We start from the raw sequence: 15,734 nt of genomic DNA on the forward strand, positions 1-15,734 counted from the left end.
TCGACCAATGGATTAAAAGTCCACTGCTCTACCAACTGAGCTAATGACCCGCTCTGTGTGCTTAATAAAAGCGTGTGCGTAAATCCGCCGATTGAACCACTCTTTAATAAAGAATGGTGGGTCATGATGGACTTGAACCATCGACCAATGGATTAAAAGTCCACTGCTCTACCAACTGAGCTAATGACCCGCTCTTTTTGCCGCATTTTGAGTGGGGTAACCATTCGTTTGCTGCGGGCGCTTATAATACTTATTTATAAAATGAGTGCAACCGAAAATGTCTCTTTTTTTTAGTTTTTATGCCTAGGTGAGCAAAATTAAAGCGTTTGTGCTCAAACTACATGCAAATACAAGATCCGCCGAGTATTTCTATGTAGTTTAAGCTACAAATTAGCCAGTTCACTACACCCTAATTAGCCAAACGCTCGGTTGCTAGTTTTGCAGCAGTTGTACTTGGATATTGGTTAATTAGATCACCCAATATTTTTTGTGCTTGTTGGTTTTGCCCTTGCTCTTGTAAAAGCGTACCTAACTTTAACATTGCATCTGGACGTTTATTTGAGTTAGGAAACTCATTAACCACCACTTTAAAGTGCTCGCTTGCTTTTACACCATCATTTTTAATGGTCAGCAACTGCCCTAACCAATAGTGTGCATTAGAGGCATACACAGAGTTAGGATAGGTCGTTAAAAATGTTTGAAACTCAGGAATAGCTTGATCGTAGCGTTTATCTTTCATTATTAGCGCTACAGCACGCTCATATGCTTCGTTTTCAGATAAATCACTGCTATAGGTTTGCGCATCGCTCGATTGCGTATAATCGGTTGCAGGCGTAGTAGCTGGTTGTGTATAAGCTTGGCTTACACGGTTTTCTATTTCTTGATAAAGCTCACGTTGGCGCTGAAGTACTTTTTCAAGTTTATAACTTTGCTCTTCAGTCACACCGCGAATTTGGCTTACTTCATCTTGGAGTAAATTTAGTTGTTGCTGTAATTCAACTTGTAATAAGTTTCGTGATCGCATCATGTTTTCTAGTGACGCTAAACGCTTCTCTACGCTCGACTGTGAACTTGCAGCTTCTGAAACAGGAGCGGGAGCAGCCAAAACTTGGGTGCTCCCGCTCAATATCATGGCTGCCAAAATAATTTTCGGCTTCATAATATCTCTTATCTTAGTAAACTAGTACCGCACGGCGGTTTTTAGCGAAAGCAGACTCAGTGCGAGATTTAACCATTGGTTTCTCTTCACCGTAGCTAACTACTGACATTTGGCTAGCAGAAACACCTAAGCTTTGTAGGTATTTTTCTACCGCTTGGCCACGGTGCTCACCTAGTGCAATGTTGTACTCTGGCGTACCGCGTTCATCAGCATGGCCTTCAATTAATACTTTTACTGAAGGGTTTTGAACTAAAAATTCGGCGTGTGCACGTAATAACTCAGCGTACTTGTTTTCAACAGTTGCTTTATCGAAGTCAAAGTAAATAATTTGCTCTTGACGAAGCGCTTCGTATTTCTGACGAAGTTGCTCTTCAGCTTGTTGTTCAGGTGAAATTGTTGCTACTTCAACTGTATCCGTGTTTGTTGATTGCTCAACTGCACTTTGGTTAGATTGGTTAGCTGCGCCTTCATCAATATCTGACGATGAGCTACAAGCGGCTAATGTCATTACTGGCACAGCGATTAGCAGGCCTTTAAGTACTTTGTTAAGTTGCATTGAGTAGATTCCTATTTTTTGAGTAAACCAGCAAATATTACTGTAAATATGGCGACCAAGCTGGTGCCTTTACTTGTCCGTCTAGCACGGGTAAACGTGCTTTAAAGCGACCGTCCATCGATACCAGCGCGAGTACCTGTTTATTATTATGAAGCGTGCTATAAATGATCATCGAACCATTTGGCGCTATGCTCGGTGATTCATCAAGGCGCGTTCGTGTTAATACTTGAAACGCACCTGTAGCCAGCTCTTTCTTAGCAAGATGGTACTGCCCATTGGTGCGGTTAACCATCACTAATTCTTTACTGTCTGGCGTTATAGAACCCGCTAGGTTCATATCGCCGTCAAAGGTCAATCGTTGTGACCTACCAGTTCTTAAATTTAACTTATAAATCTGGGCATTACCACCCCTTTCAGATGTAAACACAATATCCTGGCCATTTGGATACCAAGATGGCTCAGTATCTATACTACGGTGGCGTGTAAGGCGTGTTTCTTTACGGGTTGCTAAATCTAAAACGTAAACTTCGGTAGCACCTGTTTTGTCTTTAGAAAGTACCAATAACATTTTTTTACCGTCTGGCGAAAATTGCGGTGCACCATTAATACCTGGGTAACTTGTGATCAGCTCACGCTTTCCTGAGTATAGGTCTTGAATGTAAATTTGGCTCTGGCGATTTTCAAACGTTACATACGCAAGCTTAGTACCATCAGGCGACCAAGCTGGCGACATTAGTGGCTCTTTTGAACGCAGCAAAACTTGCTCATTGAAGCCATCGTAGTCAGCAACCACTAACTGGTAAGGTTTTGGTTGATCTTCACGTACAATTACGTACGCAATTTTTGTTAAAAACGCGCCTTTTTCACCGGTTAGCTTTTCATAAACAACATCGCTGATGCGGTGTGAATAACGGCGAAAGCCACTTTCACTAATCACACTTTCACGCGCTTCTAAAATGTGGTCTTGGTTTTTGATCAGCTTACCGTTGCTCATCATTTGAGTTTGACCGCCGGTAATTTGTCCACGAATAACATCAACTAACTCATAACGAACTAAATAGCGGCCATTAGTTTGCTGTTCTATTTCACCAACCACAATAGCTTCTACACCTTGGTTTACCCACGCTGCGTAGTCTATATCACCATCTTTATTTGGTTGCTGTGGCATTTGTGCAACATCTATCGGTTTAAACTTACCACTGCGCATTAAATCGGCAGCAATAACGTCACTCAACTTCTGTGGCACTGGCCCAACACCGTTATACTTAAAAGGCACTATGGCAATAGGGCGAGCGCCGTCTACACCTTCTGTTATTACAATTTCAAGGGCTGCATTGGCTACCCCTTGAAACCCTAATAATATAACTACAAAGGCTATTTTAATTTTGCTGAACATATCATTCCTTTAGAATTCTGGTTTGATTGTTAAATTAATATTCTTAAGTTTTTCAAACACGTCTTTATCTTTAGATACAGGTAAAGTGTCGGCCATGCGAACGGCTCTAAGCGCAGCTTCACACACTAACTTATCACCCCCTAATGATTTAACTTGCGTAACTAAGCCATTAAACCCAAGACGAATATTGACTCGACATTGTTGGTTTTTCATTTTTTCATCAATGAGTAAGTTTTGCTGAATACGGGCCATAATTAAAGCGCGGTACTTATCAACTTCGCTTACTACTTGCTGTTGGCGTATTTTATTACGTGCAGCCTGCTCTTTAGCAAGTTGTTCTTGTAACATTTGCTCTTGCAGTGCTTGCTGACGTTTACGCTCAGCTTCTTTTGCACGCTCTTTTGCCTCTGCTTCACGCTTTTTACGTTCAGCTTCGGCCTTTTTAAGTGCCTCTTCTTCTGCTTTGCGTTTATCTGCAGCAGCTTTAGCAGCGTTTTCGGCCTCTTGCTTTTGTTTTTCGGCTTGTTTTGCTTTAGCACGCTCTTTTTGTTCAATTTCACGCGCTTTTTTAGCTTCAGCCTCTGCTTGCGCTTTTTCTTTCTCTTTTGCTTTACGCTGTTGCTCTAGCTTTTTAATGTTACGGGCTTCGGCTTCGCGCTGTTTACGTGCATTGGCCGCTCTGCGTTCTAAATCGCGAATGCGTTTGTCTTCAGCACGTTTCTTAGCGGCTTCTTTTTTTTGCAACTCAGCAATTTTTTGCTCAACTTGCTTTTGGTCAACCGTGACAGCCGAAACTGCATTATCAGGCTCAGGAATAGCCGAATTAAGCGTCACTTCCATTACTTTAGGTGCTGGGGCATGAATGTTTGCAGTTGCCCACAAAAAGCCGCCTAAGCCCAAATGTAAAAGTATTGACTTGATTATAGAACTATTCATGTTACTACTGTGTCCCCTCAAAGGATTCTGTCATTAACCCCACAGATGGTACGCCAGCATTCTTTAAAAAGTCCATTAATAACAATACTTCTTGGTACGATACCTTACCAGAGCCTTTAATCATTACAGGTATATCAGGGTTTTTCATTAGCTGTAACTTAATAACAGCAGCCACATCGAGTGCTTCCATCGGCTCTTCAGGATCGGTTCCTATGCTTACATAGTACTTACCTGCTGAGTCTATTGAGGCAATAATGGGGGGCGTGTCTTTAGTATCAACTAAATCCGACTCTTCCATTTTTGGTAAATCTACTTTTACACCGTGAGTAATAAGCGGTGCGGTTGCCATGAATATAATTAGTAATACCAACATTACATCAATGTAAGGTACTACATTAATTTCTGCGACTTGGCGACGCTTCTTACGCTGATACATTCGCTTTAGCCTCTATTTGGGTAGCTGCTTGACGGTGTAAAATATTGGCAAACTCTTCCATAAAGTTAATGTAATGAGATTCTATTTTTTCAACTTTGTTAGAAAAGCGGTTATAGGCAATAACAGCGGGAATCGCCGCAAATAAACCCATAGCTGTGGCAATCAATGCCTCTGCAATACCTGGGGCAACCATTTGTAATGTGGCTTGTTTAACTTCACCAAGTGCAATAAAGGCGTTCATAATACCCCACACCGTACCAAATAAGCCGATATATGGGCTAATTGAGCCAACGGTTGCTAAAAACGATAAGCTCGATTCTAGTTTTTCTATCTCGCGCGAAAGTGCCACACGCATAGAACGATGTGTACCTTCCATTACAATGCCAGCACTTTGAAAAGTATTCTTTTTATGGCGTGCAAACTCTTTAAAGCCTGATGTAAATAACGCTTCGATGCCATGAGACTGGCCGCTACGTGATGAAATTTCGTTGTACAATTTACTTAAATCGATACCTGACCAAAATTTTTGTTCGAATTTTTTTGCATCAGACAAGGCATCGCCAATGGCTTTTTTACGCTGAAAAATAATTGCCCATGACATTACAGACATTGCAACTAGCGCTAACATCACTAACTGTACAAGCAAACTGGCTTCTAGAATTAGATCTAAAAAATTAAGCCCTGATCCCACGTTAAACTCCTAAATAATTTCAAAAAACGTCAATTTGGTTACTTTGTGTGTATAAGACCATTATAACGGCCATAAGTTGCAACTAGTGTATCGAGTCAAGGGTTTACTGACAACGATATTGCTATGAATTGGCAACAAAAAACGTTAAATACACGCTATAACACTGCTTTGTTTCTAAAACGCGACGAATAGATTTAATGAAAAACAACTAAATTCTGTAAAAGTGCGTAAATATACACAGTAAACTTATTAAAATGCAGCGTTTATTCATTAAAAATGCATAAGCACTCAAAAGTAATTTTCGGCATTAACCACGTACTAATTAAACTAATGCTGAATAAAGACAACCAAAACAACTTATTTCTTAATTTTCATTAAGTTATAATATTAACGAATAATTAACGTACAAGTTATAAACAATAAAAAAATTCATCAGATTAGTTTTTTTTATCTGAAAACTTAAATTTTCTAGTTTGAATAAAAATCTCATATTCCGTATTATTCTCCCATACCGAGCTGACGCATTGAATGAAACACTTTTCATTAAGCAAAGTTCTCAGTAATAGGATTTTTAATCGTATTACATTGTTTTACTTGTTTTGGATAAAACCTGATTTAGTAAAACGTAGTTCCTCTGGATTACTTCCTTCAACTTGTTGTTTGCCCGCATTATTTGCGGGCTTTTTTTTGCCTAAAATTTATTTAACTGTACTACCCACGGCGGATTAAAAGCTTCTCACTCTGGCAAAGAATTAGTTGCTTAATAGGCTAAGTACCTGTGCTCGCGTCCTTTTATATGCAGCAAATTTATTTTGCAAGTGCGGTTTTACCTAAAAAGCCATCACAATTTAATATAACAAGATGAAATGCTACTTTTTTCGTAACCCATTTAAGCTTATTTAAAGCACTTAATTTCGTACGTTGGCATAACAACTTTTAATGTAAATAATAAAACTGTTATAGCTATATAAATAGAGAATACGAACCGCGATATAATTACTGGTACGCAGCATAGCCACGCCTGTCTTAACGTTAAGTGAATTGCGAAACGATTTTAATTTAGTGGTTACATTTGCAACAAAGTGGCTAAGGACTGAGTAAAATTAGTTAAATTTTCAATTAATGAAGAGTTATGCCCGCCACATTGTATGTAGCAGGCTGAGGTTAATTAATCTTTTTTAGGGAGCAAACCAAAGTGATGGTATGCATTGTCTGACACAATTCGCCCGCGCGGTGTACGCTGTATAAAACCCTGTTGAATTAAAAACGGTTCAATCACATCTTCAATGGTTTCTTTTTCTTCACCTATTGCAGCGGCTAAGTTATCAAGCCCTACGGGACCACCCATAAACTTTTCGATGATGGCAAGTAAGTATTTACGATCCATGTAGTCAAAACCGCTTTTATCTACATCAATCATATCTAGCGCCTGCTCAGCAACCGAGGCATTGACTGTGCCGTCTGATTTTACTTGCGTGTAATCGCGTACACGGCGCAATAGGCGGTTTGCTATGCGTGGTGTGCCGCGCGAGCGTTTAGCAATTTCGATGGCACCATCGTCGCACATTTGCAAATCTAGGTAATGGGCGGAGCGACCCACTATCTGCGATAAATCAGTAATAGAGTAAAACTCTAAGCGCTGCACTATGCCAAAACGGTCTCTAAGCGGTGAGGTCAATGAACCAGCTCGGGTTGTTGCGCCAATAAGCGTAAAAGGGGGTAAATCTAATTTAATCGAACGCGCAGCGGGGCCTTCACCTATCATAATATCAAGCTGATAATCTTCCATTGCCGGGTAAAGAATTTCTTCAACTTGCGGGCTTAGCCTGTGTATTTCATCAATAAACAGTACGTCGCCTTCTTCTAGGTTTGTAAGGAGCGCTGCTAAATCACCGGCTTTTTCAAGCACTGGGCCTGAGGTGGTCTTAATACTTACATTTAGCTCATTGGCAACAATATTAGCAAGGGTCGTTTTACCTAAACCCGGCGGGCCAAATATTAATAGATGATCCAGCGCTTCACCACGGCTGCGCGCTGCCTCTATAAATATTTCCATTTGCTGCTTAACATGCGGCTGACCTGTGTAATCGGCTAAAAGCTTGGGCCTTATTGCGCGGTCTATGGTGTCTTCGTTGGTTTTTTCGCTCGCGTCAATTAAACGATCAGCTTCAATCATGGGTTACTCACAACATTGATTTTAAAGATTCTTTGATAAGGATCTCAGTAGACATATCTGGTTTACTTACCGATTTTACTGCTTTTTGCGCCTGTGGCAATTTATAACCAAGCGCAACCAGTGCCGATACAGCATCGTCTGCGGCATTATTAGCAATAGTTGCATCAGTGGCAGGCTCTATTACAGCGTTATCGCTAAATGGCGTAAATAAATCGTTGCCCCAATCTTTTAAGCGGTCTTTCATTTCGAGTACTAACCGTTCGGCTGTTTTTTTGCCCACGCCAGGTAATTTAACCAATGTTGTCGCATCTTCGTTATTGACGCAACTGACAAATTGTTGCGCCGACATGCCCGACAAAATTGCCAAACCGAGTTTAGGCCCTACACCATTTGCTTTTAATAGCTCTCGAAACAAGGCGCGCTCGGTTTTGCTATTAAAACCAAATAATAGCTGTGCATCTTCGCGTACTACAAAATGCGTGTACACAATAGCGTTTTCGCCAACATTAGGTAAGTCGTAAAAGCAGGTCATGGGCATTTGTACTTCGTAACCTACGCCGCTTACTTCGAGTAAAATTTCGGGCGGTTGTTTTTCGACTAAAACGCCATTTAAACGGCCAATCATATTTATTTCCTTAAACGTCCTCTAACGGTTTTGCTTGCGCTACCCGCTAGTTTTATTAAATTTTGTTCTGAGTGCGCATGGCAAATTGCAATAGCCAGTGCATCGGCTGCATCGGCTTGGGGTGTACCTGGTAATTTTAAAATATTTTTGACCATATGTTGCACTTGTGATTTATCGGCACCACCATTGCCAACCACTGCTTGCTTAATTTGCCGTGCAGAGTATTCAAATACAGGTAGCTCGGCCATAGAAGCCCCCACAATAGCGGCTCCACGAGCTTGTCCAAGTTTTAGTGCAGCATCTGGGTTGTGCGCCATAAATACTTTTTCTATGGCAAACATTTCGGGCGAGAATTGCTCTATTATTTGTGTGATCCCTTGGTAGATCATTTTTAATCGTATGGGGAACGGGTGCTCGGCTAATTTAATACAGCCACTACCCAAATACGTAAACTTAGCACCTTGGTGAGCAATTACACCATAACCGGTTAAACGAGAGCCGGGGTCTATCCCTAAAATAATGGCCAAACAGCACACTCATTATTGTTATTTTTCAATAACGCTAATAATGCCAGAGCACTGTATAAATTACCAGTGACACATAAAAACAAAAACGCCCACAGTTGAGTGCGGGCGTTTAGCGTTATAAACGATAACTTAGGCTAAGGCACGTACTAGGCCTTGGGTATTTTGTTTAAGTTTGCGGGCAATCATAAAGTAGCCAAGTGCAGCTACAAATACCCCGCCCGACACAGGCCCAATTAGCCAAATTGCCGGGTGCAACTTACCAGCTAAGTCAAACATTTGCTGCTGTACAATCAGCAAAGCTACATCACTAAATAAGGCTGCTACAAATCCGGCTAAACCACCTAAAAGTAAAAACTCGTAAAGAGTCGCGTTTTTGATTAGCCGCCCTTTAGCCCCTAAGGTGCGCAATATAACTATTTCTTGCATTCGCTCGCCAAGGCTTGCCTGTACTTGCGATATAAGTACTAATGCGCCACACAGCACCACAATAGCAAGCACAAAGCCAATTGCTAAGGACACCTGCTCAATCGTAGATTGAATTTGTTTTACAAAATTATCTACATCAATGGCGGTAATGGTTGGGTAAGTACGTAATAGCTGGCTAAACGCTTTCTTTTGCTCAGGCTCTATACGCACAGATGAAATATAGGTTGCAGGAAAGTCTTTAAGCACATCGGGGCTTAAAATAATAAAAAAGTTAGGCTTTAGCGTAGCCCAATTTACTTTACGCACACTGGTGATTTTGGCGTCAAAAGATTGCGCACCAATTAAAAATGTTAAGGTGTCGCCTATTTCTACATCTAGGCGCTCAAGCATTGATTCCTCAACCGAGGCCTCACCTACTGCGCCCTCGCCAAACCACTGCCCTTGTACAATTTCGTTTTGTGCCGGTACATCTTCAAGCCATGTTAGGTTAAGCTCTCGGCCAATACCTGAACGCGCTTCTTCATCTTTTTTCTCGTTATCTTGCAACGATACTTTACGCGCAACCAGCTCACCATTCACTGCATTTACGCGCCCGCGAATGGTTGGGTAAAAATCAGATACTAAAATATCGTTTTCTGCTAAGTAGTTATTTACCGGCTCAAGCTCGTTTTGCGTAATATTCACTAAAAATGCATTGGGTGCGTCGGCTGGCAGTTGCGATTGCCAATCTGAGATCATGTCGTTTTTAAGCACAATCAAAAACAGTAGCAATTTTATCGCCAGCGAAAAACTAATTAACTGCACCGCATTAACGTTTGCACGCTTTTGTATAGAGGCAATCGCTAACGACCAGCTATTACCTGGTTTTAAACCTAATTTGCGGCCGCCGCCAAATATTAGTTTTGAAACAACAAATAAAACACCTATTAACGCAAGCGTAGAGACAAACAAAATAAGCGTTATTTTAATGTTGTTACTAAATAACCACATTAATAAAAACACTGTAAGCGCACTTAAACCTAAGTGCACACGGCTTACCGCTAGTCTGTCGCCTAAATTACGGCGCAAAACTCTAAGCGGCGGAATATCAAATAAATCAAGCAATGGCTTGATAGAAAACATAACCGCACATATAACGCCAGTGCTAATGGCCACCAGCCAAGGTTTAAACCCTGCTGCAGGTAGGCTTGTCCCCATGCTTTTAGCTAAATACCCTGTGGCAATTTCTTGTAAACCATAGCCAATAGCTAAACCCACAATCACGGCCATGGCACACACCATAAGTAGGTGCATAAAATATATTTTACGAATTAAAGCACGGCTGCCACCAAGTGTTTTCATCATTGCTACGGGGTCGTACTGACGCTCACAATAGCGTTTTGCCGATACAGCAATAGCAACGGTAGCCAAAATAATGCCCAGTAAACCGGCTAATAATAAAAAGCTCTCTGCTCGGTTTAAGCTATTTGCTATTGGTGATTGCCTATCTTTAACACCATACCAACGTTGGTTTTCGGCCATTTGTGGTTTTAACCACTCATAAAAACGCGTGATGTCGGCCTCATCGCCTGCGTAAAGTTGGCGGTAGTTCACTCGGCTACCAGGTTGCACAACCTCTGTTTTAGCCACATCTGCAATATTTATAAGCACTCTGCGACTGCTCGAAAATACATTAAATGGTGCGTCTGGCTCCTCTACAACCACTTTTTCTACATTAAATAAGGCTGCGCCAAGCTCTACTTGGCTGCCAATATCAATATTTAGACTGTAAAAAACCGACTCACTTAGCCACACGTTACCAGGTTTTGGCCCGCCTTGTGCTATTTGTGTTTCGCCAAGTAACGATGATTTTACTTTTAGCTTGCCCTTTAGCGGGTATTCGTTTGACGCCGCCTTTACTGAGGTAAATTGCATTTCGTCATTAGCAAAAAGCATAGTGTCAAAGTAAACCATTTGAGCTGTTTGTAGGTTTTCTTGTTTTGCTTTAGTAATAAATGCGGTATCTAACTCATGAGCACTGGACAGCACTCTATCTGCAGCAATAAACGCACTACTTTTTTGCGCTATGCTTTGTGCGATTCGCTCAGTGACCATTGAAAGTGTAAGCACCGTTAAAACCGCAAGGGCAATAGCGGCGCTAATCACTGTTAGTTCGCCACGGCGAAACTCGCGGGCAAATAATTTAAGTGCTAACTTAGCCCACATTCGCTATTTCCTCTTTTGAGTTTTTAACTAACCGCCCTGCTTCAATTTGCACAATATGTTGGCATTTTTGCGCAAGCGCTTCATCGTGGGTTACTAAAATAAGCGTAGTGCCATGCTGCTGATTTAAATCAAATAGTAACGATTCCACCATTTTGCCGTTTTTACTGTCTAAATTGGCAGAAGGCTCATCAGCAAATAAAATTTTAGGGGTGCCAATAAAAGCACGTGCAATGGCAACACGTTGCTGCTCACCGCCAGAGAGTTGCGATGGGTAATGATCAATACGATGGCTTAGTCCCACTTTTTCAAGTAATGCGAGGGCTTGCTCTTTAGCATCGCTTTCGCCAGCAAGCTCAGCCGGCAGCATGACATTTTCGAGCGCCGTTAAGCTTTGCACCAACATAAACGACTGAAATACAAAACCGACTTTTTCAGCACGTAGTGCCGCGCGTTGCTCTTCATCTAGTTTGTGCAGTGGCTCGCCATCAAGGGTAATTTCGCCGCTGCTTGCAGTATCAAGCCCCGCTAATAAACTTAATAACGTGGATTTACCTGAACCCGATGTGCCAACAATAGCAACTGACTCGCCATGCTTGACATTAAAGCTGATGTCGCTGAGGATGTGCAACTCACCTTCAAAGGTAGAGACCACTTTAGACAAACCATTTACTTGTATAATATTTAATTGAGAAAGCGCTGACATATGACTCATTCAATCCTACGTTTTGTATTCGTTTTATTTTTAGTTATCAAACCACTTAGTGCAGCAGCAGACAACACGATTTTAATACTTGGAGACAGTTTAAGTGCAGCCTATGGCCTAAAACAAGAACAAGGCTGGGTTAAATTGTTACAAGATAAATACGATGCAGAGCAACGTAATATAGAGCTAATTAATGCCAGTATTAGTGGCGAAACTACAGGTGGCGCTTTACGCAGGCTAGATGCCCTACTCGAGCAATACCAACCAAGCCATGTACTCATTGAGCTTGGTGCTAATGATGGTTTACGAGGTTTTCCTGTCACCAAAATGCAAGCAAACTTAATAAACTTAATTGAAAAAAGCCAAGCGGCAGATGCGATGGTTGCATTAATGGAAATTTACATTCCACCAAATTACGGGCCGCGTTACAGTAAAATGTTTACCGACAGTTTTACACAAGTCAGTGAAAAAACAAACGCTCATTTACTTAACTTTTTTATGCTTAATGTGGCTGATAAGCCAAACTTAATGCAAAGAGATCAATTACATCCAAATAAAGAGGCTCAACCGCTGATACGTGATGAAATGTACGACTCGATCAATCAATGGCTAAATAAAGACTAACGCGTATTCTCTTTGGTTTAACCTACGGCTGTATGTTTTGTATTATGACAAAGCAAAGCCTTTTAAGTTGCGCATATAAGTAAAGTTTTTAGCTTATTTGCACAATAAACGTGCAAACAAACAATCACTTATTGATTTTTAATAAAATATACGTACTATTGCAAACAACGTCGGTATGTAGCGCAGCTTGGTAGCGCACTGTCATGGGGTGTCAGGGGTCGCAGGTTCAAATCCTGCCATACCGACCATCTTTTCAATAACTTACCCCAAATCCTAATAAGTTATTTTCTACAAAAACACTTCGTGTAGCCAATCTGTAGCCACTCTGCTCTTTTTTTATAGTCGGGAAATAAAAATTTACCTTTATAATCCTTCGCGCGTATTGGTTGCGAAAGACCCTTTTTACGATGACTGAAGATACCCTAAATAAACTTAGCTAGTTGAGTGTATTGATCTAAGCTATTACGTAAGCCCCACACACCAGAAAAGCCGTTTCTTTGTAAATACCTGAATAAGCTTTTTCGAGTCCAAGCATTACCCCAACTAGTTTTTAAGTTTTTGTCATTTAAGTAATTTACTAACAATTCATAACTCGGATTTTTAAATCTATTCGCTTCATTTAATACTTTCGCCAACGCTTCAAATATTTGCCTGTCATTGTTAAGTTTATCTATTCGTTTCATAACCCCCCCTCATTTGACTTCTTATTATACCCTTTTAAGCAAAGTTACAGGTACGCAATGCCTGTATAAAAAAGGGTAAGCACAGCTTTGCACTGGTAGGCTTAAATAGCTTGAAATTGGCTCGTTCTTTTGTAACTCTGATAAAACAGCAACTACTAAGGACGGTTATGTTTTTATCAGACAATCAGCAATCAAAATCTTCAAGCACAAAACCCGAATGGACTTTAAACGAGAACGGCCTAACAAATAACTTTACCGAAATAACTTATGAAATTAGCAAGCTCAGTTTTTCATTAGAAAAAGATGGTTACAAAGGTGTCGCATCAATATTTTACGACAATAATTTTCTGTGTAATCTAACAACTATTTATAGTCAATCTGGTGTTTATAAAAAGTATGGGATCAAAGAAAGTACAGCAATAAACAATACTGCTAAAGATAACCTATTTGACATAAACAACAATAAAATCGGCCTATCTAGTGCTTTATTAAGTTTTAAATCAAAAGAATATGGTATAGCTGGTTTAAGGACTGTCGAATGTAACTCCTCTTATGACGTCCTATTCTATGGAAAATATGTAACGAGTGTTTCTAAAGAAACAGCCCATAAAATAGAAACTACAAAAGACATATACCTAAAGAAAAAACTTTCGGCTTCGCAAGAAAAGAGTAGTAACGAGAAAAATTTAAGCGAAATTAAAAAAAAGAAAAATGATCTTACAGCAAGTAACTATAAAATTATTCGTACACCTAACGAAGTTATACTCACCACTGAAACAACATCAAATTTAAAAGTGCTTAAAAGGTTGGACGTTATAACGGCCGAGTGCGCCTATGGTATGAATATATTTAAAGATATATTTGCCAGCCTCAGTGACACCTTCGGCGGTAGAAATAACAGCATACAAAATACTTTGAGAGACGCGCGGAAAACAGCTCTAGCCGAATTAAGGAAAGAGGCTTTTTCATTAGGTGCTAATGCTGTCATAGGCATAGATTTAGATTACAGCGAAATATCGGGCGGTGGTAAATCAGGTATGCTATTTATTGTGGCTTCGGGTACTGCGGTTATTGTTGAGAAGTAAATCTATTTAGGTACTTTCAATATTAAAGAGCGGCGTTATAAGTAATTAAACGCCGCCCTTATCATTTATATCAATTAATACTCATTTGTGGCGCCGCGCCATTGGTATAGGTGTAGTTTGAAACAATGCCGTCATCAAACAATATATCTAGCGTTTTTTGAGTACCATCGGTTTGAACTTTCATAGTAAACACATAAGATTGAGCTTTTGACGTGCCTTGTGAATAAAAATAAAGCCACTTTACTTGATTGCCATTAATAACCGTTTTTGAATACGGTTCTCCAAACCAATCAGCAACCTGCTCTTTAGTTGTAACGCCCTTTTCTATTTGATCCACTTTATCCGTTTTAAAATCGCTGCCAGTTGTGTAATTTGCAGTAGCACAGGCCGTAAGCAATAAAGCACATAAAATTAAAATTCCATATTTCATAGTTGTTCCCTTTTCTTTGTATGAGCTATTAAAATATACAAGCATTAGCATATATTCAACCTCTTAAAAGCTATTGCTTTAAAAGGAATAGATTACCGTTCTTTTTAAAATGCTTTTTTGATTAAACTTATTATCTCTTCATTTCCATGCAACTCTGCGTATTCCAATGGTGGTGTAGAAAAGTCCTCATAAGATATATTTTTGACTGAATTTAAAATACTTCTGACGGCTTCAATATCATTATCGGCGATAGCATTTAGTAACGCTTTTTGGCTGTTGCCTCTTTGCATTGAGGTGTTATGTTCTGTTTGATCTCTATTACAGTGCTTACAAATAACGGCTTCAGCTTTTATTAATTCAGCACAAAACGGGCATTTTTTTTGAGTACCTAAAGCAATAGCTTTGCTTTCGAGAGTTTGATTGTCTTTTTTAATAACAAGCGCCAATACAATACCTAGAGGCGCTAGCAGAAAACCAATTACAAACCATAGAAACCCACTTCTTCCTTTATTGCTTCCAATAATCCCTGTTATTAATCCGCACAAAAACATAAACACTAGATATTCATAAAGCATGCTAACTCCCTTTAAATTATTATCAAAAAATAGAGCATACACCTTTTAAGGTGCTGTATCTATGATACGAATTTAGGCCATCTATTATATCCGACCTCGGGGTTATTTGACTGATACTCTCTAATTAGCTCCACTTCTCGCTTATTAATTTCTTTTGGATCAGTTGATTCAAAAATAATATCTTTTGTTATGGTAATACTTTTGCGTTGCTCTGGTGAAAAATCTGCTGCCACCAAATCAGCGTTTACGCTTCCAAAATAGGTAAACGTATTAGTAAGATCTTTTCCTATGTAAATTTTTCCATTTGGGTAAGTGATTTTATAAATAACTTTTGTAACCATAACCGACTCTTGTTATGTGTTAAGTAAATAGTTAGCTTATATTTTGATACCTAACAACTACTAACCAGCTGAATTTTAATACCTAAAATAATTTAGGTTAGGTGTTAAGCAAAATCGCCAACTTTTTTATATTAGCCTTTTCTATACTCGGTAGTCCTTA

Annotated in this window: 17 protein-coding genes and 2 tRNA genes; 3 read left to right on the plus strand and 16 right to left on the minus strand. The window is 39.8% G+C overall.

The window, feature by feature from the left end; genetic code table 11:
- Nucleotides 1-114 precede the first annotated feature (114 nt).
- The 12 genes from AABI99_RS06465 to AABI99_RS06520 all read right to left on the minus strand — a co-directional run bounded on the left by AABI99_RS06465 (nucleotide 115) and on the right by AABI99_RS06520 (nucleotide 11,836).
- A tRNA-Lys gene (locus tag AABI99_RS06465) sits at nucleotides 115-190 on the minus strand.
- A 219-nt stretch (nucleotides 191-409) separates the two neighbouring features.
- Nucleotides 410-1,159 carry a tol-pal system protein YbgF gene (gene ybgF, locus AABI99_RS06470; RefSeq protein WP_338364612.1) on the minus strand — a complete coding sequence of 250 codons (750 nt, stop codon included), beginning with the start codon at nucleotides 1,157-1,159 and terminating at the stop codon, nucleotides 410-412.
- A 13-nt stretch (nucleotides 1,160-1,172) separates the two neighbouring features.
- Nucleotides 1,173-1,715 (minus strand): peptidoglycan-associated lipoprotein Pal, encoded by a 543-nt coding sequence (pal, locus tag AABI99_RS06475; protein WP_004587277.1) that lies wholly within the window; start codon nucleotides 1,713-1,715, stop codon nucleotides 1,173-1,175.
- Between the two features lie 37 nt (nucleotides 1,716-1,752).
- Nucleotides 1,753-3,111, minus strand: coding sequence for a Tol-Pal system beta propeller repeat protein TolB (tolB, locus tag AABI99_RS06480; RefSeq protein WP_338364622.1), 1,359 nt, complete (start codon nucleotides 3,109-3,111; stop codon nucleotides 1,753-1,755).
- Between the two features lie 9 nt (nucleotides 3,112-3,120).
- Nucleotides 3,121-4,047, minus strand: a complete 927-nt coding sequence (gene tolA / locus AABI99_RS06485) for a cell envelope integrity protein TolA (RefSeq protein ID WP_338364624.1) — start codon at nucleotides 4,045-4,047, stop codon at nucleotides 3,121-3,123.
- 4 nt (nucleotides 4,048-4,051) lie between these two features.
- The gene (gene tolR, locus AABI99_RS06490) at nucleotides 4,052-4,483 is read right to left on the minus strand and encodes a protein TolR (RefSeq protein WP_338364626.1); all 432 of its coding nucleotides are present in this window, start codon (nucleotides 4,481-4,483) and stop codon (nucleotides 4,052-4,054) included.
- Nucleotides 4,470-5,174, minus strand: coding sequence for a protein TolQ (gene tolQ, locus AABI99_RS06495; protein ID WP_338364628.1), 705 nt, complete (start codon nucleotides 5,172-5,174; stop codon nucleotides 4,470-4,472). Before tolQ ends, tolR begins: the two co-directional genes overlap by 14 nt.
- Before the next feature lie 1,168 nt (nucleotides 5,175-6,342).
- Nucleotides 6,343-7,350: a Holliday junction branch migration DNA helicase RuvB gene (gene ruvB, locus AABI99_RS06500; RefSeq protein WP_338364630.1), complete on the minus strand. Its 1,008-nt coding sequence runs from the start codon at nucleotides 7,348-7,350 to the stop codon at nucleotides 6,343-6,345.
- 7 nt (nucleotides 7,351-7,357) lie between these two features.
- Nucleotides 7,358-7,975, minus strand: a complete 618-nt coding sequence (ruvA, locus tag AABI99_RS06505) for a Holliday junction branch migration protein RuvA (RefSeq protein ID WP_338364632.1) — start codon at nucleotides 7,973-7,975, stop codon at nucleotides 7,358-7,360.
- Nucleotides 7,976-7,977: 2 nt separating this feature from the next.
- On the minus strand, nucleotides 7,978-8,502 hold the full coding sequence (gene ruvC / locus AABI99_RS06510) for a crossover junction endodeoxyribonuclease RuvC (RefSeq protein WP_338364634.1): 525 nt from the start codon (nucleotides 8,500-8,502) through the stop codon (nucleotides 7,978-7,980).
- Nucleotides 8,503-8,631: 129 nt separating this feature from the next.
- Nucleotides 8,632-11,133: an FtsX-like permease family protein gene (locus AABI99_RS06515; protein ID WP_338364637.1), complete on the minus strand. Its 2,502-nt coding sequence runs from the start codon at nucleotides 11,131-11,133 to the stop codon at nucleotides 8,632-8,634.
- Nucleotides 11,123-11,836 carry an ABC transporter ATP-binding protein gene (locus AABI99_RS06520; protein ID WP_338364716.1) on the minus strand — a complete coding sequence of 238 codons (714 nt, stop codon included), beginning with the start codon at nucleotides 11,834-11,836 and terminating at the stop codon, nucleotides 11,123-11,125. Before AABI99_RS06520 ends, AABI99_RS06515 begins: the two co-directional genes overlap by 11 nt.
- Here AABI99_RS06520 and AABI99_RS06525 point away from each other — a divergent pair, their 5' ends adjacent.
- Nucleotides 11,837-12,460 carry an arylesterase gene (locus AABI99_RS06525; RefSeq protein ID WP_338364639.1) on the plus strand — a complete coding sequence of 208 codons (624 nt, stop codon included), beginning with the start codon at nucleotides 11,837-11,839 and terminating at the stop codon, nucleotides 12,458-12,460.
- A 171-nt stretch (nucleotides 12,461-12,631) separates the two neighbouring features.
- Nucleotides 12,632-12,708: transfer RNA gene (locus AABI99_RS06530), tRNA-Pro, on the plus strand.
- A gap of 174 nt (nucleotides 12,709-12,882) precedes the next feature.
- Here AABI99_RS06530 and AABI99_RS06535 read toward each other — a convergent pair.
- Nucleotides 12,883-13,143 (minus strand): hypothetical protein, encoded by a 261-nt coding sequence (locus tag AABI99_RS06535; protein WP_338364641.1) that lies wholly within the window; start codon nucleotides 13,141-13,143, stop codon nucleotides 12,883-12,885.
- Nucleotides 13,144-13,310: 167 nt separating this feature from the next.
- Here AABI99_RS06535 and AABI99_RS06540 point away from each other — a divergent pair, with 167 nt between their 5' ends.
- Nucleotides 13,311-14,228, plus strand: coding sequence for a YbjQ family protein (locus tag AABI99_RS06540; protein WP_338364642.1), 918 nt, complete (start codon nucleotides 13,311-13,313; stop codon nucleotides 14,226-14,228).
- 70 nt (nucleotides 14,229-14,298) lie between these two features.
- Here AABI99_RS06540 and bamE read toward each other — a convergent pair whose 3' ends face one another.
- From bamE to AABI99_RS06555, 3 genes are all read right to left on the minus strand, one after another.
- Entirely contained in the window at nucleotides 14,299-14,658 is a 360-nt protein-coding gene (bamE, locus tag AABI99_RS06545) for an outer membrane protein assembly factor BamE (protein WP_338364644.1), read from the minus strand.
- Between the two features lie 104 nt (nucleotides 14,659-14,762).
- The gene (locus AABI99_RS06550; protein ID WP_338364646.1) at nucleotides 14,763-15,233 is read right to left on the minus strand and encodes a hypothetical protein; all 471 of its coding nucleotides are present in this window, start codon (nucleotides 15,231-15,233) and stop codon (nucleotides 14,763-14,765) included.
- A 59-nt stretch (nucleotides 15,234-15,292) separates the two neighbouring features.
- A complete protein-coding gene (locus tag AABI99_RS06555; protein ID WP_338364647.1) occupies nucleotides 15,293-15,574 on the minus strand; it encodes a GIY-YIG nuclease family protein in 282 nt (93 codons plus the stop codon).
- Between the last annotated feature and the right edge of the window lie 160 nt (nucleotides 15,575-15,734).

Source organism: uncultured Pseudoalteromonas sp. (assembly GCF_963922945.1).
Lineage (GTDB): Bacteria > Pseudomonadota > Gammaproteobacteria > Enterobacterales > Alteromonadaceae > Pseudoalteromonas.